The organism is Pseudonocardia bannensis (assembly GCF_012911875.1).
Lineage (GTDB): Bacteria > Actinomycetota > Actinomycetes > Mycobacteriales > Pseudonocardiaceae > Pseudonocardia > Pseudonocardia bannensis.
Genome location: NZ_JAAXKZ010000065.1, coordinates 1 through 22,025 on the forward strand (window position 1 = coordinate 1; position 22,025 = coordinate 22,025).

Consider the following 22,025-nt stretch of genomic DNA (forward strand, 5'->3'; position numbering starts at 1 on the left):
GGGCCGGGTACGACACCGTCGGCACCGTGGTGGCCGAGGCGCCCGACCACGAGGTGGAGAACGCGCGGCTACTCGCCCGCGCCGGCGACGACGTCAAGAAGCGGCGTCGCATCGTGCGCAAGCAGCCGCCCGAGGGTTTCGTCGGCTGGAGCGACAAGAGCTTCGAGAAGCTCACCGTTGCCCAGCCCGAGCCGCTCACCAGCCAGTTCGCCGTGACCCACGCGATGCTGCTCAACGTCATCTCCCGCCCCGGCGACGCGTTCACCGCCATGCGCCACCTGCTGGAGGACAACCACGAGCCACGCCCGGCGCAGCGCAGGCACATCCTGCGCGCGATCGCGATCTACCGGGCGCTGCGCAACGCCGGCGTCGTCGAAGAGCTGCCCGAGCCCGACGCCGAGGGGCGCCGGATCCGGCTCGTCGGTGACCTGCAGCTCGACTTCGCCCTCAACCAGCCGCTGTCGCCGTTCGCGCTGGCCGCGGTCGAGCTGCTGGACCGGGAGTCGCCGAGCTACGCGCTCGACGTGCTGTCGGTCATCGAGGCCACCCTCGACGACCCGCGCCAGGTGCTGCACGCGCAGCAGAACAAGGCGCGCGGCGAGGCCGTCGCGGCGATGAAGGCCGACGGCATCGAGTACGACGAGCGGATGGCGCTCCTCGAGGACGTCACCCACCCGAAGCCGCTCGCCGAGCTCCTCGAGGCCGCCCTGGAGACCTACCGCGCCGGCCACCCGTGGGTGTCCGACGCCCGGCTGTCGCCGAAGTCGGTGGTGCGGGACATGTCGGAGAAGGCGATGACCTTCGTCGAGTACATCTCGCACTACCAGCTGGCCCGCTCCGAGGGACTGGTATTGCGCTACCTCGCCGACGCCTACCGCGCGCTGCGCCAGACCGTCCCCGACGAGGCCAAGACCGAGGAGCTCACCGACATCATCGAGTGGCTGGGCGAGTTGGTCCGCCAGGTCGACTCCAGCCTCATCGACGAGTGGGAGAAGCTCGCGGCCGGGGTGGACTCGGGCGCCGAGATCGCTCCCCCGCGCGTCGATGCCCTGCCCAGCGGGGTCACCTCGAACAAGCGCGCGTTCCGGGTGCTGGTGCGCAACGCGATGTTCCGCCGCGTCGAGCTGGCGGCGCTGCGGCGCTGGGACCTCCTCGGCGAGCTCGACCGCGAGGCCGGCTGGGACGCCGACGCGTGGCGCGAGGCGTTGGAGCCCTACTTCGAGCTGCACGACGCGATCGGCATCGGCCCCGACGCCCGCGGCCCGCAGCTGATCACCGTGGAGGAGCAGCCCGAGCGCTGGATCGTCCGGCAGGTGCTCGACGATCCCGCGGGCGACCGGGACTGGGCCATCACCGCCGAGATCGACCTTGCCGCGTCCGACGAGGAGGGCAGCGCGGTCGTCTGGGTGACCGGCGTGGAGCCGCTCGGCGGGCTGTAGCACCGGTAGCACCGGCGCAGGTTCGCAGCGGCGCACCCGCCGGGGCCCGCAACGTGGCCATCCGGCACAGGCCCGGGGGCCGGGCCACGCGAACGTCTCGTCCCCTCGCGCGGGTTCCGGCCTGCGCGTGAGGCCGACAACGGGCACGTGGTGGGGCCATGTGCGCCGGCGTGCGGAGGATTTGTCAACGTAAGGTTGACGTTTTGAGAGCGTCATTGACTCATTGACAGTTGAGGTGGAGCAGGCCGGTGGCAGGCCGAGCACGTCGTCGGTCACCGGCTCCTGTGAGGTCAGGGCGCCGGGCCGTCGAGCCGCCGCGCCGCGAACTCGACGATCCGGCGGGCGGCAGGCAGGTCGGCGAGCACGTCGTCGGGATGGACCTCCTGGCCCAGGTACTCCACCTCGTTGCGCCGGCGCCGGACCCGGTCGAACGGGCGCAGCACCCCGGTCCGCCCGTACAGGGCCGTCACGGCGTTCTGCACCGCGAGGTGCCCGCCCCGGCTCGTCGCGCGCAGCCCGCGTCCCTGCAGCAGCGCGGCGCACGCCTTGCGCATCGCGTCGTAGAGCGCGGTGTAGGCGAGATCGGGATCCTCCTCCGCGAGCGCCTCGGCGGACTCGAGGTGCCGGCGGGCCGCGCGGATGGCCCGGTGCGCGGCCACGGCGTCGGGGGGAACCCGCTCCAGCCGGGCCGCCGCGAGCAGCCGGTCGACATCGCCGCTCACCGTGGGATCCCGACCCGCGGGGCCGAGCGGACCCGCCGGACGAAGCCGTCGTCACCGGTCTCCCAGCGGTCCGGCGACACCACGGTGGCGTTGACCGGCAGGCCGATGCGCTCCTCGGCCCGCGCCACCGCGTCGTGCACCGCGTCGCGGTCGGGCGAACCGACCACCAGGACGTCGACGTCAGCGGGCGCCGGACCCCGCTCCCCCGCATGGCGCGCCGCCCAGGAGCCGAAGACCTCCAGCACGTCGATGCCGTCGAGATCGGCGAACTCCTCGGTGAGCACCTGCACGGGCCCGAAGCTCAGCGCGACCAGCTCGGCGAGTGGCGCCGCCGCCGGGGATCCCGGGTCGCCCGACACGAGCCGCGCGTTGCCGATCCGCCGCGACGCGACGATGCCGGCCTCCTCCAGGCGGTCCACCTCGCGCTGCACCGCCGACAGGGACGCTCCGGTGCGCCGGGCGAGGGTGCTGAGCGTGAACTCCCCGTCCGGGACCAGCAGCAACGCGGCCAGCAGATCTCCCTGCAGCCGACTGCGGAAGATCGGCAGGAGCGGAGGAGCCGGAGCTACCACATCACGCAATGTACCTTGCGTGAAGCGGTAGGGCCAGCCGTGGATCCCGCACGGCACCCGCCGGTCCCGGGCTCTACTGCACGGATGGGGCCGACGACGCCCCCGCGCGCCGGGCTGCCAGCCGTTCGACGAGTCGGATCGCCCTGAACAGGGTCGCGGACAGACCGAAGCCCGGGCGCTGGTACATCGTCAGCGCGATACCCCGCATCAGGAGCCGCGCGGCCCCACCGTCGAGGGCACCCACCACCGCCGCGGCAGCGGCGAACGCGAGTACGCGAGGGACCGTGGGCATGGCCTCCCCCGTCCGTCCGCTGATCGCGGGATCCACAGCCTGGGGCTCACGTCACCCGAACGCAAGAGCCAGGACGAATCGGGCGTACCTGACATTCCCCGGTGGCCGTCAAGGCAAGGTTGACAAAATGGATGTGTCAATGTATCGATGACCTATGAAGTACGAGGAGGCGCAGCGCTGGCTCGAGCAGGCCGGACTGGCCACGACCAGCGGCAAGCCGTCGATCATCGAGCAGCTCGACGCGCTCAAGGGGCTCGGCAAGGACGGCGCGCTCACGCGCAACGGCGCGGCCACCTGGTACGCCCTGGTCCAGGAGATGCGCAGGCTGGCCGACTACTACGAGCGCGACCTCATCCGTCAACTCCGCAAGGACGGCATGACGTGGGCCCAGGTCGCGGAGACGGTCCAGGCCCAGCTCGGTAGCCGCCAGGCGGCACAGGGGAAGTGGAAGCGGCTCATCGACCCCGGCCGCCGCACCACGACCGGGGACATGCAGCGTGGCGGTCGCCGCAAGCAGACCGATTCCCCCGATGGCCCCCGGAAATGACCCCCCGCGCGTTCCGCCCCGCGTTTCGGCCCGCGCGTCGATCAAGGGCGGAAGGGGGCCACTGAAGATCGACAAGGCCCCCTCTGCCCTTGATCAGCGGGTGGTCGTTAGCCGAGGGGGCTGCGCGGCAGCAGCCGGTCGGCCACGATCTTCATCTGGATCTCGCTGGTGCCCTCGAAGATCGTGGTCAGCCGCGCGTCGCGCCAGTGCCGCTCGACCTGGTGCTCGGTGGTGTAGCCGTTGCCGCCGTGCAGCTGGATGCCGTCGCCGGTCACCTCGGCCGCCATCTCCGTCGCCATCAGCTTGACCATGGCGGCCTCCCGCTCGCACGGCCGGCCGAGATCGATCAGGTGCGCGACGTGCTGGTAGAAGGCCCGCGCCTGCTCCACCCGGGCGGCCATCGTGGCGAGCTTGAACCGGACGGCCTGGAAGTCGCCGATCGGGTGGTCGAACTGCACGCGCTGCTGCAGGTAGACGATGCAGTCCTCGACGGCGGCCCGCGCGAGGCCCACGGCGCGCGCGGCCGTGTGCACGCGCGCGATGTTGAGCCACTGCTGCGTCTCCGCGAAGCCGCGCTCACCGACCCGGTTCGCCACCGGCACCCGCAGCCCGTCGAACTCGAGGTCCCAGGTGACGAAGCCGTGGTAGCCGATCTTGTCGATCGGCCGACCGGTGATCCCCGGCGGGAAGCCGTCACGCTCCTTCTCCACGAGCAGGGTGGCGAGTCCGGCCGAGCGGGGCTCGTCCGGGCCGGGATCGGCGGTCCGCACCAGCACCTGGATGAAGTCGGCCGCCTTGGCGTTACCGGTCCAGCGCTTGCGCCCGGTGAGCACGTACTCGTCGCCGTCGCGTTCGGCGCGGGTCGCCACCCCGGCGAGGTCGGAGCCCGCGTCGGGCTCGGAGAGCGCGATCGCCCCGATCCACTCCCCTCGCGCGCTGCGCCGCAGCAGATCGTTGCGGCGGGCCTCGTCGGCGACATCGGTGCCGGCCCCCTGGGCCCGCGCGATGATGCTCGCGACGCTCATCCAGGCCCGGGCGAGCTCCTCGGCGACCATGCAGTACTCGAACGCGCCCAGACCCAGCCCGCCGTGCTCGGCCGGCACGGTGATCCCGAAGTAGCCGAGCTCGGCCATCTCGGCGAGCAGTGACCGCGGGATCTCCCCCTTCACCGGGTCGAGCTCGTTGGCGATCGGCAGCACCCGGTCGGCCGCGAACCGGCGCGCCTGCGCCTGCAGCTTCTCGCGCTCGGGCGAGTGGTACGGCGGGGGCACCACGGGAACCGGCGACGGGATCAGGTCGGCGAGTGGCGTGGAGGTGTCGGTCACGGTGATGTTGTGCCACAACCGGGCGCCGGACGCGCGGCAGGACCGGCAGCCTCACTCCGCGGGCGCTCCCCCGCTCACAGCCGGCGCAGCCCGCCGAGACCAGTCGCATCAGCGCCAGGTCCGGCCCCGACGCCCCGTCCCGCGTGACGCTCGTGTTCGGGGCCTGCGCGCTCGTGCCCGGGGCTGCCCTGGGGTGGTGGCTGTTCGTGGCCCCGCCGACGACGTCGCCCCGAGCTCGGCCGGTCGCAGGGCCGCCTGGCCGACGAGCTGGTCGTCTCCCGGCAGACCGTCCTCTCGCCGGAGAAGGGACGGTCCGACCCCGGCCTCCCCCTCACCTTCCGGATCGCCGCGCTCTTCCGGTGCCGCATCGAGGACGTCGTCACCCCCGGAGTCGACGGCGGTCAGCGGGCCTGACGGCCTGCTCACGGCCGGTCCGTGGCTGGTTCGTGGCTGGTCCGAGGCCCGTTCCCCCAGTAGCGTCCCGCTCGTGATCCGCCCCCCGGCCGCGGCCATCGCCCGCGCCTGGTTCGGTCTGACCGCCGTGGTCGTCGCCCTCGGGCTGGTCGTCCAGGTGGTGGTGGCCGCGGCGGGCGGCCGCTTCGACACCGCGGTCGATCGCATCACCAACCTGCTGGCCCACTTCACGATCCTGAGCAACCTGCTCCTCGGGGCGACCAGCCTGCGGCTCGCGCTCGATCCGGCCCGGCCGGCGACGGGCTTGCGCATCCTGCGGCTGGACGCGGTTCTCGGCATCGCCGTAACCGGGATCGTGTACCACCTGGTCCTCGCCCCGCTGAGTCAGTCGGCCGGCGTCGCGTGGTTCGCCGACCAGTTGCTTCACACCGCCGCTCCGCTGCTCGGAGTGGTCGGCTGGCTGCTGTTCGGCCCGCGCGGCCTCGTCACACCCGCGGTCGTGGCGTGGTCGACGCTCTACCCGCTGCTGTGGCTCGCGGTCACGATGGCCCGGGGTGCGGTCGTCGACTGGTACCCCTATCCGTTCATGGACGTGGCCGCGCTGGGGTATGCCCGGGTCGCGCTGAACGGCATCGTCGTGACGGTCCTGTTCCTCGCGCTGGGGATCGGGGCGCTCGCGGTCGACCGGCTGCTGCTGCGCCGGAGCAGCACCCAGGACCCGACGGCCGACCAGACCGGGCCATGAGTGGGCCGCCTCGCAGGTGGTTGGCCGCGCGCGGACCCGGGTAGAGATCCGGGTGGCCTCGCTGACACCGGCGGTCCTGCTCCGCGCGGCAGCGCTCGGGGCCGCATCCGGCGCGCGCAGCACCGCAGGGTTGACCGCCGCCGCATGGACCTCACGGCCCACCGACCGGGGCGCCCTCGCCTCGCGTCTCGGCGGCCGGGCCGGCAAAGCGGTCACCGCGCTGCTCTCCGGCGGTGAATCGGTCGCCGACAAGCTCCCGGCAACCCCGTCCCGGCTCTCTGCGCCCGGCCTCGCCCCGCGGATCGCACTCGGTGGGGCCTCGGCGGCCGCCGTCGCCGGTCGCGACGGGTTCAGTCCCGGACTGCCCGCGCTGGTGGCGGCCGCGGCGTCGGTGGGCGCGGCGGCACTGGGGGTGCGGCTGCGGGCCGTCGCCGCCCAGCGCCTCGGATCCGACCTGCCCGGGGCCGTCACCGAGGACGGGGTCGCCGCCCTGCTCGGACGGTGGGGAGCGCGGGAACGGCGAGGCCGCTCCCGCGGCCCGGTCAGCGCGCCCGGCGCCGGGCGATGGCCGCCTGCACGCGCTGCCGGCCCCGGGCCGCCGCACGCTTGACCGCGTCCACGGCCGCGCCCACCGCGATCCGCACCGGGCTCGGCCCGGAGCTGACGTCGGGCGCGGCGCCGGTCCGCGCGGTCTCGTCGACCGCCTCGGCGAACTGCTCGAACAGCCGCCGGCTCACGTCCCCGGCCAGCGCCCGGCCGAACTGGGCGATCCGCCCGGACAGGAACAGCGCGGCGTCGGCACGCAGCACCGTGCCGCCGTCCGGACCGGCCTCGGCGGCCAGCCGGATGTCGGCCTGGGTGGCGCTGCCGCCGGTATCCGCACCCTGGGCGAGGACCCGCAGCCGGTGCTCGGCCGGTTCCCGCTCGATGACCTGGGCCAGCCCTTCGAAGGAGAGCTTCACCGGTCCGAGTGCGACCTTCGCCCGCCCCCGGTAGCGGTCACCGTCGAGTACCTCGACCAGTTCCGCACCGGGCAGGCAGCGGGCGAGCCGGTCGAAGTCGTCCAGCACCGCCCACACCTTCTCGACCGGCGCGGACAGCGTGCTGCGCACCTCGACGGTCGCCGAGGGAGCGCCGCCGGGCATCCGCACCTCGGCGGGCAGCGCGGCCCCGGGCACCGCGCCGTCGGCGGCCTCCTCCCCCGGCGTGGCGGTGGAGTGCCCGCCCCCGCGGCCGACCAGCGTCCGGGAGGCGCAGTTCTTCGGGCCCGGCAGGCCCTCGGGGTGCTCGGCGGCGACATCGGCGACCGCGGCGAGGATGCCCCGGTAACCGGTGCACCGGCAGATCACGCCCGACATCTCCTCGGGCAGGTCCTCGGGTTCGACCTCGGTGCCCTTCGGACCGTTGGCCAGCAGGTCGTAGGAGCTCATGAGCATGCCGGGCGTGCAGAACCCGCACTGCAGACCGTGGTGGGCGGAGAACGCCTGCTGCAGCGGGTGCTGGTCGTCGGGCGCGCCGAGGCCCTCGACGGTGACGATCTCGGCGCCCTCGCACTGCACGGCGAACAACAGGCAGGCGCGGGCGGCGTCGCCGTCGACGAGCACGGTGCACATGCCGCACACGCCGTGCTCGCAGCCCAGGTGGGTGCCGGTCAGGCCGAGGTGCTCGCGGAGCACGTCGGCCAGGTGCATCCGGGCCGGGACCGACACGGTCACGTCGGTCCCGTTCACCGTCATCGCGATGGCGACCGACTCACCCGCAGCCACCTTCCCCCGCGGCGGGATCGCGCGTTGTGGAGCCGTGACGCACTCCCGGGACGCCGGATCGGTGCGTCGTGTCTCCACGACGCGGTCGGAGAGCTCGGTCATGAGGGGTCCTCCGTTGCGGTGGGGAGGGCACGGCGGTGGGCCTTCTGCAGCTCGCGGGCGGCCAGGACCGCGAACAGCCGCCGGCGGTAGCCGGTGGAACCGTGCGCGTCACCGCCGGTGTCGACGATCTCCGCGGCCAGCTCGGCGGTGGCCGCCCGCAGGTCCGGCTCCGCCCGCCGGGGGCCGGCCGAGCGCAGCAGCTCGGTGACGTCGCGGGTCACGGGGCGGTCGGAGATGCCGAACCCGGTGAGCCGGGCCTGCTGCACGGCCCCGTCGCCGTCGACCCGGACCCGGGTCGCGACCCCGGCCAGCGCGAAGTCGCCGTGCCGGCGGGCGATCTCGGCGAAGCCGTGGCCCTCCCCCGCCCCGGCGATCGGGAACTCGGCCCCGATCAGGACGTCCTCGGGCCCGGCGCCGGTGCTCATGGCGCCGACGAAGAACTCCTCGGCGGGCACCCGTCGCCGTCCGTCCGGGCCGGCGACCTCCAGGGTCGCGCCCAGGCAGCAGGCGACCGCGGGCAGCTCGGCAGCGGGGTCGGCGTGCGCGAGGCTGCCGCACACCGTCCCGCGGCTGCGCAGCTCGCGGTGCCCGACGAAGGGCAGCGCGAGCGGCAGCAGCGGCACCGCGGCGGCGAGCGGACTGCGTTCGAGGGTGCGCTGCCGGACGGTGGCGCCGACCCGGACGACGTCCCCGTCGCGGGCCAGCCCGTCCAGCCCCTCGACGGAGTTGATGTCGACGAGCGTCGCCGGCCGGCCCAGCCGCATCGCCAGGACCGGAACCAGCGACTGCCCGCCCGCGAGCACCTTGCCGTCACCCCCCGCCAGCTCGGCGAGCACGTCGTCGAGCGTCGCCGGGCGGACGTAGGCGAAGGACGCTGCCTTCATGAGAACACCACTGCCATCTCAGCGCCCCGTGAACTCGGGCTTGCGCTTCTCGCCGAACGCCTTGACGCCCTCGGCGAAGTCGTGGGTCGAGCGCAGCATCGCGTAGGCCTTCCGCTCCAGGTCGATGCCGGTGTAGAGCGGGGCGTCGATGCCCTTGTCGAGCACCTCCTTGGCGGTGCGCTGCGCCGCCGGGGAGAAGTTCGCCATCTTCCCGGCCAGCTGCTCCACCGCCGCGTAGAGCGCGTCGCGGTCGTCGTGCAGCTCGGCGACGATGCCCCAGTCCAGGGCCTGCTGGGCCTGGATGCGGGTGGCGGTCATGATGTGGAACTTCGCCCGGGACAGGCCGATCAGCCGGGACAGGCGCTGGGTGCCGCCCGAACCCGGGATCATGCCGAGGTTCATCTCCGGCAGCGCGAACTGGCTGCGCGGGGTGGCCAGCCGGATGTCGCAGGACAGCACCATCTCCAGGCCCACACCGAAGCAGTAGCCGTCGATCGCCGCGATGACGGGCTTGGGGCTGCGCGCCGGCGCGGTGACGTTGTGCCCGAGGTCGGTGAAGTCGATCGGGTCGACCTCCATGAACCCGGCGATGTCACCACCGGAGGTGAAGTGCTCACCGTCGCTGCGGATGACGACGACGCGGATGTCGGGGTCGGCGTCGATCTCCGCGAAGCGGTCCGCGACGAGCTGCCGCATCTCCCAGGTGACGACCGTGAACTTGCCGTGGGACAGGGTCAGGTACGCGACCCGACCGTCGTGCCCGCGCTCCAGGATGACGTCGCCGCCGGTCAGCGCCATGTCAGGACAACTCCTTCTGTGTGGTGTTCTCGAGTAGCTGGTGGAGCACTTCGCCGTGCAGGGGCAGCTTCGTGATCTCCACGCCGGTGGGGCGTAGCGCGTCCGCGACGGCGTTGGCCAGCGCGACGGGGAAGCTCATCGACGAGCCTTCGCCGGAGCCCTTCGCCCCGAGCGGGGTGAGCGGCGACGGGGTGACGACGTGGTCGGTGCGCAGGTCGTAGCCGGTCTCGGCGCTGGTGGGGCACAGGTAGTCGAGGAACGTGCCCGACGTCGGCTGCCCCGACTCGGCGTAGGTGAACTCCTCGTACATCGCCCCGCCGAGGGCGTGCGTGAGCGCACCGTGGACCTGCCCGTCCAGCAGCTGCTGGTTGAGCACGGTGCCCGCGTCGTGCACGGACGAGACGCGGTCGATCGTGATCTCCAGGGTGTCCGGGTCGATCCGGACCGCGACGAGCTCGGCGACGAAGCCGTAGCACAGCGAGGAGTTGATCCGGTCGTCGCGGGTGGCCGCCTTGACCTCGCGCGGGGTGAACGCGGCCTCCTCGTACAGCCGCGCCGGGGTGCCCTCGGGCAGCGCGCCCGGGTCCCAGTGCACGACGCCGGCAGCGTGCCGGAACTGCACGGCCCGGGACGGGTCGTCGCGGTGGCGGACGGTGCCGTCGGCGAGCTCGAGCTCCTCGGGTGGCAGGTCGAGCATCACCGACGCGGCGGCGCGCACGGTGTGCGCGATCCGGTCGGCGGCCTGCACGACGGCGCTGGTGACCAGCGGCGCGAAGCGCGAGGAGTAGCTGCCGGAGGTGACCGTCCACGGGGTGGTCGCGGTGTCCATGTCGACCACGACGCGGACCGCCTCGACCGGCAGCCCCAGCCGGTCGGCGGCGACCTGACGGGCCACGGTGGCGTGCCCCTGGCCCTGCGGGACGCTGCCCAGCATGACCGTGACCAGGCCCTGCATGTCCACCGAGATGCGGACGTGCTCGGTCGACCCGGACTTGTCCCGGCCGGGCTTGCGCTGCTCGGCAGGCGTGGCGAGCCCGACGTAGCCGATGTTCGTGCCGGACGGGTCGGTGACCAGCCCGACGCCGATGCCGTAGTAGGCGCCCTCGGCCCGCGCGGCCTCCTGGCGCGCGCGCAGCTCGGCGAGGTCGGCGTTCTTGACGGCCAGATCCACCGCGGCGTGGTAGTCGCCGGAGTCGTAGACGCCACCGGTCGGCGTCTCGTAGGGGAACCCGCGGATGAGGTTGCGCCTGCGGACGTCGACGACGTCGAGACCGGTCGCGTCGGCGACGGCGTCCATCAGCCGCTCGAGGCCGAAGTAGAGCTGCTGGCCGCCGAAGCCGCGGTTGAGCCCCGTCGGCATCGAGTTGGTGACGACGGCACGGGCCCGGATCTGCACCGCGCCGATCGTGTAGGGCCCGGTGATGTTGCCGAAGCAGCGGTAGAGCGTGCTCGGCTCCGGCGGGCGCAGGTAGGCCCCGACGTTGTCGACCAGGTCGACCTTCAGGCCGGTGACCGTGCCGTCCGCGGTGACCGCGGCGGCGAACCTCATCACCCGGTCCGCCCCCGTGGAGCTGGCGAGCAGGTGCTCGATGCGGTCCTCGGTCCACCGCACGGGCGTCCCGGAGTGCTTGCTGGCCAGCGCCATCAGCACGACGTAGGGGTAGATGCCGGCCTTGATGCCGAAGCTGCCGCCGATGTCGGCGGGCACGTGCAACCGCACCTTCGAGGTGGGGATGCCGAGCGCGCCGGCCATGACGGGGACCATCGTGAACGGGCCGTGGAAGTTCGCCCACGCCTCCACCGAGGGCCCGTCGGCGCCCTCGCGCCAGTCGGCGATGACGCTGTAGCACTCCATCGGCACCGACGAGTAGCGCGGGAAGTCGTACTCCCCCTCGACCACGTGCGCGGCCTCGGCGAAGACCTCGTCGACCTCGCCGAAGGAGAACGTCCGGTCGGTCGCCACGTTGGACTCGGCGTCCTCGTGCAGCCGCGGTGCGTCCTCGGCCAGCGCCGCCCGGGCACCGACGACGACGTCGAGCGGCTCGTAGTCGATCGCGACGAGCTCGGCGGCGTCCTCGGCGGTGTAGCGGTCGGTGGCGACGACGACCGCGACGGGCTCGCCGACGAAACGCACCCTGTCGGTGCCGGTCGGGTAGTAGTGCATCGGCGCCCCGGTGGACAGCGGGAACGGCCGCAGCGCGGCGAGCACCTCGTCCGGGCCGATCACCGCGGCGACGCCGGGGTGGGCGCGGGCCCGGGACATGTCCACGCCGCGGATGCGGGCGTGCGGCTGCGTCGAGCGCACGACGGCGGCGACGAGCGTGCCCGGCAACGGGTCCATGTCGTCGAGGAACCGACCGCGGCCGGTGACCAGCGGGCCGTCCTCGATCCGGCTGGGGGTCCATTTGCCGCTCATGCGTCACCTGCCTTCGCGCTGTCGGCCAGCGCGTCGAAGTCGCCGGCCACCAGCGTGCGGCGCAGCGTCTTCCCCACGCCGGAACGTGGGATGGCCTCCACCGCGATCACCCGCTTGGGCCGCTTGAGTGAGGACAGCCCGGAGCCCTCCCGGGCGAACGCGACGGCCTGCTCGGCGGCGGTCAACGGGTCGGTGCCCTTCGCGGGGACCACGAACGCGGTCACGGCGTGACCCCAGCGCTCGTCGGGCAGCCCGACCACGCACACGTCGTCGATGGCCGGGCAGCGGATCAGCGCGGCCTCGATCTCGTCCGGGTAGATGTTCTCCCCACCCGAGTTGATCATGTCGTCGACCCGGCCGGCGACCCACAGGTCCCCGTCCTCGTCGGCGGTCGCCAGGTCACCGGTGTAGTACCAGCCGTCGCGAATGGACTTCTCGTTCGCGTCCGGGCGCTGCCAGTAGCCGGCGAACGCCTCGGGGCTGTCCATCGACACGATGACCTGCCCCTGCTCCCCCGGCGCGACGGTCGCGTCCACCGGGGCGCCGAGCTCCGGCACGACGAGGCGGACCCGGGAGAAGATCCCGGCCCGGCCGGCCGAGCCGGGCTTCGCGGCCACGTCCGGGCCGATGGTGAAGGTGTAGATCTCGGTGCTGCCGAAGTGGTTGACGAACGCGCGCGGGGACACCTCGTCGACGAGCTGCTCGGCCAGCGACGGGGTCATCGCGGCGCCGGCGTAGGCCAGCCGGTCGAGCGCCCGGGCCTCACCCAGGCGGCCGGTGCGCAGCAGCGACCAGTAGATCGTCGGCACCAGGTACAGCGACGAGACGCCCTGGTCCAGGATCAGGCCGATCGACTCCTCGGCGTCGAACGCGGGCTGGGCCACCCAGGTGCCGCCCACGACGATGCTGGCCAGCAGGGTGCGCAGCCCCATCGTGTGGAACATCGGCATCACGCCGAGCGCGACCTCGCCGTTGCGCTGCTGGGTCTGGACGGCGTGCGCGACGGCTGCGGTGTGCTCGGCGCGGTGGGTGCGCGGCACGCCCTTGGGACGCCCGGTGGTGCCCGAGGTGTAGAGCATCACGCTGATGTCGGTCTCGGCAGGGCCGTCGCCGAGGGTGGAGTCGGGCTCGCGCTCGGCGCGGGCGTCCAGTTCCCCGGCCGGGGTCACCACGACATCCGAACCGTCGGTCGCCAGAGCGACCCGCTCGGCGGTGCTGTCGTCGGTGATCACCAGCCGGGCGGCCGCGTCGTCGAGGCAGTAGCGCAGCTCCTCGGGACCGAACCGGGTCGACAGCGGCACCGACACGGCACCGAGCTTCTGCGCCGCCAGGTGCAGGCTCGCCAGCGGCTCGCCGCCGGCCAGCGACAGCGCGATCCGGTCCCCCGGACGCACACCCGCGCCGGCCAGGGCGCGGGCCAGCTGATCGGTCCGGGCGTCCCACTGCCGGTAGCTGAGATGGCGTCCGGTCCCACGGACGGCGGTCCGGTCGGGGTAGCGCTCGGCGGCCCAGCGCAGGGCGGTGGCCAGATCCATGAGACCCCCAGCAACATCGCGGCAAGTTCGATAATCCGGATCGGACGGTACAGCCAGAACTGTCCAGGCTGCAAGCGGAGCGATCCGGGCGCAGCAGAACGCAGTCTCCGGTCCAGCGCCCGGCTGCCGTGCACCTCGGTCTCGTCGGCGCGACGACCATGGCGTTCGCCGTGGACGCCCGCGCCCGCGCCGACCAGGCTGATGATCCACCACCTGGTGGTGGCCCGGCCCGAGCCCGCGGAGGCCGGGTGACCACCCGGACGACAGCGCGTTCGGCAAGGGACCTTCGACCCGACATCACAGGCGGCCGGCCCTGGTCGGCGCGGGTCCGAGGCCCTAGCGTCGCGGCCCCGTTCACCGAGCGAACGGCGCAGCGAGGCGCCGGCGGGGCACCGGGCCACCACCTGGTTCCCTGCCCGTTCGTCGGCGACTCTGACGAAGGGAGACTTCATGTCCGACAACCGGGTCGTCGTCTACAAGGGACCGGGACAGGTCGCGGTGGAGGAGATCGAGTACCCCCGGCTGGAGCTGCCGTCCGACGTGGTCAAGGGTCTCAACATCAAGCAGGAGGCCCCGCACGCGGCCATCCTGCGGATCGTCACCACCAACATCTGCGGCAGTGACCAGCACATGGTCCGCGGCCGCACCACCGCGCCGGTGGGCCAGACCCTGGGCCACGAGATCACCGGCGAGGTCATCGAGGTCGGTGACGACGTGCTGTTCGTCAAGCGCGGCGACATCTGCTCGGTGCCGTTCAACATCGCCTGCGGCCGATGCCGGATGTGCAACGAGGGCAAGACCGGCGTGTGTCTCAACGTCAACCCGGCGCGTCCGGGAGCGGCCTACGGCTATGTCGACATGGGCGGCTGGGTCGGCGGCCAGGCCGAGTTCGTCATGGTCCCGTTCGCCGACTTCAACCTGCTGAGGTTCCCCGACCGCGACCAGGCGATGGAGAAGATCCTCGACCTGACGATGCTCTCGGACATCTTCCCGACCGGCTACCACGGCGCCTACACCGCCGGGGTGCGGACCGGGTCGACGGTCTACATCGCCGGGGCCGGCCCGGTGGGGCTTGCCGCCGCGCACTCCGCGCAGCTGCTCGGCGCGTCGGCGGTGCTGGTCGGCGACCTGATCCCGGAGCGGCTCGAGCAGGCCGCCAGCTTCGGTTGTGAACCGATCGACCTCCGCCAGGACGCCGAGCTGCCCGAGCTCATCGAGCAGGTGCTCGGCGTACCGGTCGTCGACGCCGCGGTCGACGCGGTCGGCTTCGAGGCCCGTGGCCACGGCCAGAACTCGCAGGAGCAGCCCGCCACCGTGCTCAACGACGTCATGAGCGTGACCCAGGTCGGCGGGGCGGTCGGGGTCCCCGGGCTCTACGTCACCGGGGACCCGGGCGCGATCGACGACAACGCCAAGCACGGCCAGCTGGGCCTGCGGATCGGCCTGGGCTGGGCCAAGTCGCTCACCTTCACCACCGGGCAGTGCCCGGTCAAGCGCTACAACCGTCAGCTGATGAACGCGATCCTGGCCGGCCAGGCGCAGATCGCGAAGGCGGTCAACGCCACCAAGATCTCGCTCGACGAGGCTCCGCAGGGCTACCAGGACTTCGACCGGGGAGCCGCGCGGAAGTTCGTCATAGACCCGCACGGCATGGTCGCCGCCTGATCCGATGACGAAGTATCGGGCCGGACCGTCTTTCTCGGACGGTCCGGCTCGGTACGATCGCCGGTGTGAGTGCACCGAGGCTGTCGACGACGTCCTACGTCGTACTGGGCATGATCGCGCTGCGTGGACCCTCGACGCCGTACGACCTCAAGCGCGCCGTGGGGCACTCGGTCGGCTACTTCTGGCACTTCCCGCACGCGCAGCTGTACTCCGAGCCCGACCGGCTGGCCGACCTCGGCCTGCTCGAACTCTCCGTGGAGGACTCCGGGCGGCGGCGCAAGACCTACTCGCTCACCGACACCGGGCGCGAGGCCCTGCGCGAGTGGCTGGCCGCGCCGACCGCCGAGCACTTCCAGATGCGCGACATCGCCGAGCTCAAGCTGTTCTTCAACGAGGTCGGCGACCCGGACAACGTGCTGACGCTCGCCCACGAGCAGATCAAGCAGCACGAGGAGCGGATCGCGGTCTACGAGGGCATGCAGGAGCGCTTCGGCACCGCCCCGGAAGCGCGCCCCCGGATGATCACCCTGGAGCTGGGCCTGGAGATGGAGTACGCGGCGCTGCGGTTCTGGACCGCGCTCGCCGCCGACGACCTGGAGCGGCTGCGCCGGGATCGCCGTCCGGAATGAACCCCGGCCCGCGCAACGCCCCCACCGGCACCGACACCCGACAGGAGCGAGGGGCGATGACGGGGATCACCCGAGGCTTCACCGGCCGCGGCCGGGCCGCACGCGACCCACGACTGCCACCGGGCCAGTACGACGCCCGCGACGACTGGCCGGTGCTCAACGCCGAGCCCACCCCGCGGCTGCACCTGCCCACCTGGTCGTTCGCGGTCGAGGGCCTGGTCGAACGGGAGGTGCGCTGGACCTGGGACGAGATCCGGGCCCTGCCGCCGGCGCGCTACACCGGTGACATCCACTGCGTGACGACGTGGTCGAAGCTCGGGATGACGTTCGACGGAGTCTCCGTGGACACGCTGCTCGACGCCGCCCGGCCGCTGCCGGCGGCGACCCACGTCCTCGCCGTCTCCCACACCGGGTACACCACGAACCTTCCGCTCGCCGACGTCACCGGCGGCAAGGCCTGGGTCGTGTGGAACGCCGACGGGAAACCGCTGACCACCGAGCACGGCGGCCCGGCCCGGCTGCTGGTGCCGCACCTGTACTTCTGGAAGAGCGCCAAGTGGGTCTCCGGCCTGCGCGTGCTCGACCACGACGAGCCGGGGTTCTGGGAGCGCAACGGCTATCACGACCGCGGTGACCCGTGGCAGGAGCAGCGCTACCAGGGCGACTGACGATGGCCACGACCGTGCCGACCCCGGGGCCGACCCCGGGGCCGACCCCCGCGCCGTCGCCCTGGCGGACCGCGCGGGTGCTCGCCGTGCGCGACGAGACACCGAATGCGAAAACACTGCGGCTGCTGCTCGAGGCGCCCTCGCGACACCTCGCCGGCCAGCACTACGTACTGCGGCTGACCGCCCCCGACGGCTACACCGCCTCGCGCTCCTACTCGGTGGCGACCGCACCGGACGGCACCGCCGAGATCGAGCTGACCGTCGAGCGGCTGCCCGGCGGGGAGGTCTCGGAGTTCCTGCACGACGTCGTGGAGCCCGGTGACGAACTGGAGGTCCGGGGGCCGATCGGCGGCTGGTTCGCCTGGCCGGGCGACGTACCCGTTCTGGGGGTCGCGGGCGGGTCCGGCGTCGTCCCGCTGATGGCGATGCTGCGCCAGGCCCGCAGGTCCGGCCACCCGGACCTGGTGCGCCTGCTCGTCTCGGCGCGCTCGCCGGCCGACCTGTACTACGCCGACGAGCTGCCCGGCCCGCAGAGCACCGTGATCTACACGCGCCACGCCCCGCCCGGCGCCGCCCGCCCACCGGGCCGGCTCACCGCGGCGGACCTGGCACCGCTGGTCCGGGACGGGGACACCGCGTACGTGTGCGGGTCGCCGGCCTTCTGCGACACGGTGACCGATCTGCTCCCGGGGATCGGGGTACCGGTCGACCGCATCCGGGTGGAGCGGTTCGGACCCTCGGGCTGACAGCGGTTCCGGCCACGATGCGACCCGCGAAGCATCGCACACAGTGCACGAGTGGCCACTCCTTGGCGTCCCCGCTGATTACACCTTCGAGTGACATCGACGCCGGACCGGCGACGATCAGGCGTCGTACCGCCACTCTAAGCAACCTGGGGTTCGCCACCATCGGTCATGAGTCGCGAGGAGTCCGTCATGAAGCGCACCCGTCTGGTGTCGGCCGCCGCCCTGCTCGCGGCGCTGCTCGCGGCAGGGGTCGTCGCCGTCGAACCGCCGGCCGTCGGGGCGCGGGGCGGGACCGGGCTCGACCCGGCGGTCAACCGGGGCTGGAGCAGCTCCGCCACCTACACCGCGCTAGGTGCGCCCACACCGTGACCGTGCGGCCGCCCGGTCACGGCAGGGTGCCCTCCGCGGCCCGGCGGTAGATCTGCGCGGCGGCCCGGGAGAAACCCTCGGGCAGGCCCAGCGCCGCCACGGCGTCGGCCGCCTCGTCCATCTCGCCCGCCCAGCGCCACGCCTTGCCCCCGGCGCGCTCGCGCACCGCGTCGAGTTCGCCGGGCAGGTCGACGCCTGCTCGGGCGAGTTCGCTGCGCAGCTCAGCGGCCACCCCGAGGACGCGGGCGACGGCATCGATCTCCAGCCAGATCGCCGGCAGTGCCTTGCTCTGCAGGGCGAAGCACGCCTTGAGCCCGCTCGCCGTGCCGAGTTCGGGGCCGAGCGTGCGAGCGTCGAACGGGGAGCCGGCGAACAACCCCCCGACCTCGTCCGCGGCCCGTCCGGACAGCCACAGCACCGTGCGACCGGGCTCCCATGCGGGCGGTCCGATCACCGCCCCGTCGACCACGTGCTGCTCGCCGAGCAGCGCGCCGATGTCCCGCATCGTGCCCGGGGCGACTGCGTTGGCGTCGACGAAGATCGGCCGGTCGGTGCGCCCGGCGAGGGCGGCCGCGACCTGGCCGGCAACATCGCGGGCCGCGTGCGGCGGGCAGATCGAGATGATCAGGTCGGCGCGCCGGGCGAGCTCGGCGAGGTCGGGCACGCCCACGAGGTCGGCGAGCTCGGCACGCTTGGAGGTGGCCTGACTCCGCTCGGCCGCCGCCCAGATGACCGCGCCCGCGACCGGCTTCAGCGCAGATCCGATCGCGGCGCCCATCGCGCCGGGGTGCAGGATGCCGATCACCGGTCGGGGGCGGAGGGCCGCCCCGTCACGCCTGTCGCCGCTGTCGCTCACGCCCGCATCATGGTGCATCACCGGGGCGGGCGCCGCACCGCCGCGCGTCCTCGGGCCAGGGGGCCGGAGCACCGGACACGGGGCGCCGGTCGGTACCCCGACCCGGGCGTCACGGTGCCGCCCCGCGGGGCCGCGGGCAACCACCCCGCAGGCCGAACGTGGTGGTGGCGGCTGGGCCTGGCGGGACGAGCCGTCCTTGCTGGTCAGCTGCGGGTCAGGAAGCGCTCGACGTGGTCGCGCATCTCGAGGACCAACGCCGACGCCCCCGGGACGACCAGCACCGCCAGCACCAGCGTGGCCAGGGTGAGCCCCGGCGCCACCAGCAGCGCCTCGACCCGCCCCCCGGTGCGGAACCGCAACGGGCGGGGGCTGCCGACCGGGTACCAGCGGCGGCGCCGGATCGGCACCGGCCACAGCAGCGGCGCTCCCGACTCCGTGACCGCGTCCCCCACGGCGTGGACCAGCATTCCGAGCGTGACGGCCGCGCCGATCCACCCCGCGGTGCCCGCCGTCCCGCCGGGCACCCACTGGTCGACCCCGTAGGTGAGTCCGGCGGCGATGACCAGCGACGGCGGGCCCGGGACGAGCGCGTCGAGCCCCTTGATGGCCAGCGCCAGACACACGAACAGGGTGCCGAGCAGGACCGGCTCCCCCCATCGCGCCGACGCGAGGTTCAGCGCCATGCCGATCGCCACCGCGAACAACGCGGTGTGGGTGATTCCGCGGTGGGTGCCGCGGCCGGTGTCGCGCGAGGCCCGCGTCAGCCGGTAGAGCAGCGCCGAGAACGGCCGCACCACCCGGCTGGCCACCATCGACGCCCATGAGAACCGCCGGGTCGCCATCGAGCTCGGGTGGTCGAGGTCGGGCAACAGCGCGGCCCCGGCGCACACCGCGGCGAAGGTCAGCACGCTGCCGACGGTCGCGGGCACCTCGACCAGGCTGGACCCGAAGCCCGCCACCGCCAGCCCGAGCGCCGCCCCGGAAAGGGCATGACTGATCCCCAGCACGTTTCCGTCGTCCTCTCCCGCAGTCTTACCGGCCGGTAAGGCTAACCAGGCGACACCCGGCGGCCGGACAGGCGCGCGGGCCCGGCCCCCGTTCGGCCCCGATCGGCGCAGCGGTGGAGGACGGGCCGCCGATGCGGCAGGGTGCGGAACGTGGACACGGCGGCGCGATCCGGACTCGCGGCACGACTCGGCACGGACCTGGTCGGCGGCTGGTGTCAGCTGCCCGGCTCCGCGACCGCGGAACTGATGGGCGCGGTCGGCTTCGACTTCGTCTGCATCGACACCCAGCACGGCCTGATCGGCGACGACGCGCTGCTGCCGATGCTGCAGGCGCTCGACGCCACCGGCACCCCCGCGCTCGTGCGGGTGGCCGGCAACGATCCCGTGCCCGTCTCCCGGGCCCTGGACCGCGGGGCGGCGGGAGTGATCGTCCCGCTGGTGAACTCCGCCGACGAGGCCCGGCGTGCGGTGGCCGCCTGCCACTACCCCCCACGCGGCGCCCGCAGCTTCGGCCCCACCCGCGTCACCTGGGGCGCACGGGCGGCCGCCACCGCCGACGGCGCCGAGCCCCCGGTCTGCATCGTGATGGTCGAGACGCCGGCCGCGGTCGAGGCCGTTCCCGCGATCCTGGACGTGGCCGGCGTGGACGCCGTCTTCGTCGGTCCCTCGGATCTCGCCCTGGGCGCCGGTCTGCCCACCGGAGCCCAGCACGGCGATCCCGACTACGACGCGCTGCTCAGCGCGATCGTCGGCCCGTGCCGGGACCGGGGCGTCCCCGTCGGGATCTACAGCGCGTCGGCCGATCACGTGCATCGCTTCCGCGGGCTCGGCTTCTCCTTCTTCGCGCTCCTGTCCGACGCGTCGATGCTGTGGGCGGCGGCCACCGGGCACCTGCGGGCCAGCCGGATGGGGCAGGCGGCCCCGGCCCCGACCCCGCGTATCGGTTACTGAGCGCGAATATTCGTGTCCTGATCTTTACCGAAACCCCCCCATTCGGGGGTACTGACTAACGAGCGTTCTTTCCATTCTGTCCGCATCCGCGTCGGCGGGCCCGCCGGGACACGGTGGCGCCGGTCCGCCCGACCCCGGACCCGGACGTCAACGGAGATCCCCGGAGGACCGATGTCGCAGGACGAGGCGGCCGCACCCGCGGCCCGCTCCCCCGAAGCTCCGCCGCCCGGCGGTGCTGATCACGCCCAGGCCCCCATGAAGCGCGTCGCCCTGGCGAGCTGCGTGGGCACCACGATCGAGTTCTACGACTTCTTCATCTACGGCACGGCGGCCGCACTGGTCTTCCCGAAGGTGTTCTTCCCCGCGCTGGGCGCGGCGGCCGGAACCGTCGCGTCGTTCGCGACCTTCGCCGTCGCGTTCGTCGCGCGCCCGCTCGGCGCGATCATCTTCGGTCACTTCGGCGACCGGATCGGCCGCAAGCGGACGCTCATCTCGACGCTGCTGCTGATGGGTATCGCGACCGTGCTCATCGGTCTACTGCCCGGCGCGGCGACCATCGGCGTCGCCGCGCCGATCCTGCTCGTCGCACTACGCTTCGCGCAGGGCTTCGCGGTCGGCGGCGAGTGGGCCGGCGCGACACTGCTCACGGCCGAGTACGCGCCACCGGGCCAACGCGGGAAGTACGCGCTGTTCCCGCAGCTCGGCCCGGCGATCGCGTTCTTCCTGTCCAGCGGCACGTTCCTGCTGAGCGGGCTGGTCCTCGGCTACGACAACGAGACCTTCCTCGACTACGGCTGGCGGATCCCGTTCATCGTCAGCATCCTGCTCGTCGCCGTCGGCCTGTACGTCCGGCTGGCGATCGAGGAGACGCCCGTCTTCAAGCAGGCCCAGCAGACGAAGGCCCCCGCAGCGGCCACGCAGGCGCCGTTCGTGGAGGCGATCCGGGTGCAGTACCGGGAGATCCTGCTCGGTGCCGGGGCGTCCACGCTGTTCTTCGCGTTCTTCTACATGGGCACCGCGTTCCTCACCAGCTACGGCACCAGCCCCACCGGCGCCAACCTCTCCCGTCCGCTGGTGCTGGGCCTCGGCATGATCTCCTCGGTGTTCTTCGCGGCGGCGATCATCCTGGCGTCGATCTACTCCGACCGCTTCGGCCGCCGGAAGGTGATCATGCTGTCCACCGGGATCGCCGTGCCGTGGGCGTTGGTGCTGTTCCCGGTGCTCGACATCGGCACGGCCGCAGCCTTCGGCGTCGGCCTGACCATCACGCTGGTGATCTTCGGGATCTCCTACGGCCCGCTCGGGGCGTTCCTGCCGGAGCTGTTCCAGACCCGGTACCGCTACACCGGCGCCGGGCTGGCCTACAACATCGCCGGCGTCCTCGGCGGTGCGATCCCGCCGCTGGTCGCCGGGCCGCTCGCGAGCTCGTTCGGCAGCATCGCGATCGGCGTGATGCTGGCGGTGATCGCGGTGTTCAGCTTCGTGTGCACCAAGGTGCTCGCGGAGACACGCGGCTCGACGCTGAACGCCTAACCCTCGCCCGGGCCCGGTGGCCGTACGGATGGTCATCCGTACGG

At 73.1% G+C, this 22,025-nt stretch carries 23 protein-coding genes; 12 read left to right on the forward strand and 11 right to left on the reverse strand.

Features of this window, described 5'->3' with window-relative positions; genetic code table 11:
* On the forward strand, window positions 1–1,439 hold a 1,439-nt coding region (locus HF519_RS17475), incomplete at its 5' end, for a DUF3516 domain-containing protein (RefSeq protein WP_169414031.1).
* 290 nt (window positions 1,440–1,729) lie between these two features.
* Here HF519_RS17475 and HF519_RS17480 read toward each other — a convergent pair.
* The 3 genes from HF519_RS17480 to HF519_RS17490 all read right to left on the reverse strand — a co-directional run bounded on the left by HF519_RS17480 (window position 1,730) and on the right by HF519_RS17490 (window position 3,025).
* Window positions 1,730–2,161, reverse strand: coding sequence for a hypothetical protein (locus tag HF519_RS17480; RefSeq protein ID WP_169414032.1), 432 nt, complete (start codon window positions 2,159–2,161; stop codon window positions 1,730–1,732).
* On the reverse strand, window positions 2,158–2,733 hold the full coding sequence (locus HF519_RS17485; RefSeq protein WP_169414033.1) for a winged helix-turn-helix domain-containing protein: 576 nt from the start codon (window positions 2,731–2,733) through the stop codon (window positions 2,158–2,160). The genes HF519_RS17480 and HF519_RS17485 overlap by 4 nt, the downstream gene beginning before the upstream one ends.
* A gap of 73 nt (window positions 2,734–2,806) precedes the next feature.
* Window positions 2,807–3,025, reverse strand: a complete 219-nt coding sequence (locus HF519_RS17490; RefSeq protein WP_169414034.1) for a hypothetical protein — start codon at window positions 3,023–3,025, stop codon at window positions 2,807–2,809.
* Window positions 3,026–3,179: 154 nt separating this feature from the next.
* Here HF519_RS17490 and HF519_RS17495 point away from each other — a divergent pair, with 154 nt between their 5' ends.
* The gene (locus HF519_RS17495; RefSeq protein ID WP_169414035.1) at window positions 3,180–3,572 is read left to right on the forward strand and encodes a hypothetical protein; all 393 of its coding nucleotides are present in this window, start codon (window positions 3,180–3,182) and stop codon (window positions 3,570–3,572) included.
* A gap of 107 nt (window positions 3,573–3,679) precedes the next feature.
* On the opposite strand, the gene HF519_RS17500 is transcribed toward HF519_RS17495, so the two are convergent.
* Window positions 3,680–4,897: an acyl-CoA dehydrogenase family protein gene (locus tag HF519_RS17500; RefSeq protein WP_312860165.1), complete on the reverse strand. Its 1,218-nt coding sequence runs from the start codon at window positions 4,895–4,897 to the stop codon at window positions 3,680–3,682.
* Between the two features lie 183 nt (window positions 4,898–5,080).
* Between HF519_RS17500 and HF519_RS32440 the strand changes: the two genes are divergently transcribed.
* From HF519_RS32440 to HF519_RS17515, 3 genes are all read left to right on the forward strand, one after another.
* The gene (locus HF519_RS32440; RefSeq protein WP_169414057.1) at window positions 5,081–5,311 is read left to right on the forward strand and encodes a helix-turn-helix transcriptional regulator; all 231 of its coding nucleotides are present in this window, start codon (window positions 5,081–5,083) and stop codon (window positions 5,309–5,311) included.
* A 73-nt stretch (window positions 5,312–5,384) separates the two neighbouring features.
* Entirely contained in the window at window positions 5,385–6,056 is a 672-nt protein-coding gene (locus tag HF519_RS17510; protein ID WP_312860166.1) for a Pr6Pr family membrane protein, read from the forward strand.
* A gap of 52 nt (window positions 6,057–6,108) precedes the next feature.
* Entirely contained in the window at window positions 6,109–6,666 is a 558-nt protein-coding gene (locus HF519_RS17515; RefSeq protein ID WP_169414036.1) for a hypothetical protein, read from the forward strand.
* On the opposite strand, the gene HF519_RS17520 is transcribed toward HF519_RS17515, so the two are convergent.
* The 5 genes from HF519_RS17520 to HF519_RS17540 are packed head-to-tail and all read right to left on the reverse strand — an operon-like array spanning window position 6,599 to window position 13,557.
* Complete coding sequence (locus HF519_RS17520) at window positions 6,599–7,924, reverse strand: xanthine dehydrogenase family Fe-S subunit (protein WP_169414037.1); 1,326 nt, start codon at window positions 7,922–7,924, stop codon at window positions 6,599–6,601. The two genes, HF519_RS17515 and HF519_RS17520, sit on opposite strands and share 68 nt — an antisense overlap.
* The gene (locus HF519_RS17525) at window positions 7,921–8,808 is read right to left on the reverse strand and encodes an FAD binding domain-containing protein (RefSeq protein WP_169414038.1); all 888 of its coding nucleotides are present in this window, start codon (window positions 8,806–8,808) and stop codon (window positions 7,921–7,923) included. The genes HF519_RS17520 and HF519_RS17525 overlap by 4 nt, the downstream gene beginning before the upstream one ends.
* An 18-nt stretch (window positions 8,809–8,826) precedes the next feature.
* Window positions 8,827–9,606, reverse strand: coding sequence for an enoyl-CoA hydratase/isomerase family protein (locus HF519_RS17530; RefSeq protein ID WP_169414039.1), 780 nt, complete (start codon window positions 9,604–9,606; stop codon window positions 8,827–8,829).
* 1 nt (window position 9,607) lies between these two features.
* Window positions 9,608–12,022, reverse strand: a complete 2,415-nt coding sequence (locus HF519_RS17535) for a xanthine dehydrogenase family protein molybdopterin-binding subunit (protein ID WP_169414040.1) — start codon at window positions 12,020–12,022, stop codon at window positions 9,608–9,610.
* Window positions 12,019–13,557, reverse strand: a complete 1,539-nt coding sequence (locus tag HF519_RS17540) for a class I adenylate-forming enzyme family protein (protein ID WP_169414041.1) — start codon at window positions 13,555–13,557, stop codon at window positions 12,019–12,021. The genes HF519_RS17535 and HF519_RS17540 overlap by 4 nt, the downstream gene beginning before the upstream one ends.
* Before the next feature lie 450 nt (window positions 13,558–14,007).
* Between HF519_RS17540 and fdhA the strand changes: the two genes are divergently transcribed.
* The 5 genes from fdhA (at window position 14,008) to HF519_RS17565 (ending at window position 17,634) form a co-directional block, all read left to right on the forward strand.
* Window positions 14,008–15,222: a formaldehyde dehydrogenase, glutathione-independent gene (gene fdhA / locus HF519_RS17545; RefSeq protein WP_169414042.1), complete on the forward strand. Its 1,215-nt coding sequence runs from the start codon at window positions 14,008–14,010 to the stop codon at window positions 15,220–15,222.
* Window positions 15,223–15,287: 65 nt separating this feature from the next.
* A complete protein-coding gene (locus tag HF519_RS17550; RefSeq protein WP_312860167.1) occupies window positions 15,288–15,851 on the forward strand; it encodes a PadR family transcriptional regulator in 564 nt (187 codons plus the stop codon).
* A 56-nt stretch (window positions 15,852–15,907) separates the two neighbouring features.
* A complete protein-coding gene (locus HF519_RS17555; protein WP_169414043.1) occupies window positions 15,908–16,519 on the forward strand; it encodes a sulfite oxidase-like oxidoreductase in 612 nt (203 codons plus the stop codon).
* 2 nt (window positions 16,520–16,521) lie between these two features.
* Complete coding sequence (locus tag HF519_RS17560; RefSeq protein ID WP_169414044.1) at window positions 16,522–17,265, forward strand: ferredoxin reductase; 744 nt, start codon at window positions 16,522–16,524, stop codon at window positions 17,263–17,265.
* Window positions 17,266–17,454: 189 nt separating this feature from the next.
* The gene (locus HF519_RS17565; protein ID WP_169414045.1) at window positions 17,455–17,634 is read left to right on the forward strand and encodes a hypothetical protein; all 180 of its coding nucleotides are present in this window, start codon (window positions 17,455–17,457) and stop codon (window positions 17,632–17,634) included.
* 16 nt (window positions 17,635–17,650) lie between these two features.
* On the opposite strand, the gene HF519_RS17570 is transcribed toward HF519_RS17565, so the two are convergent.
* Window positions 17,651–18,490 (reverse strand): DUF1932 domain-containing protein, encoded by an 840-nt coding sequence (locus HF519_RS17570; protein ID WP_312860168.1) that lies wholly within the window; start codon window positions 18,488–18,490, stop codon window positions 17,651–17,653.
* Window positions 18,491–18,693: 203 nt separating this feature from the next.
* Window positions 18,694–19,497: a metal-dependent hydrolase gene (locus HF519_RS17575; RefSeq protein WP_169414046.1), complete on the reverse strand. Its 804-nt coding sequence runs from the start codon at window positions 19,495–19,497 to the stop codon at window positions 18,694–18,696.
* A 150-nt stretch (window positions 19,498–19,647) separates the two neighbouring features.
* Here HF519_RS17575 and HF519_RS17580 point away from each other — a divergent pair, with 150 nt between their 5' ends.
* Both HF519_RS17580 and HF519_RS17585 read left to right on the forward strand, forming a co-directional pair.
* A complete protein-coding gene (locus HF519_RS17580) occupies window positions 19,648–20,448 on the forward strand; it encodes an HpcH/HpaI aldolase family protein (RefSeq protein WP_169414047.1) in 801 nt (266 codons plus the stop codon).
* A gap of 171 nt (window positions 20,449–20,619) precedes the next feature.
* Window positions 20,620–21,981, forward strand: a complete 1,362-nt coding sequence (locus HF519_RS17585; protein WP_169414048.1) for an MFS transporter — start codon at window positions 20,620–20,622, stop codon at window positions 21,979–21,981.
* The last annotated feature ends 44 nt before the right edge of the window (window positions 21,982–22,025 follow it).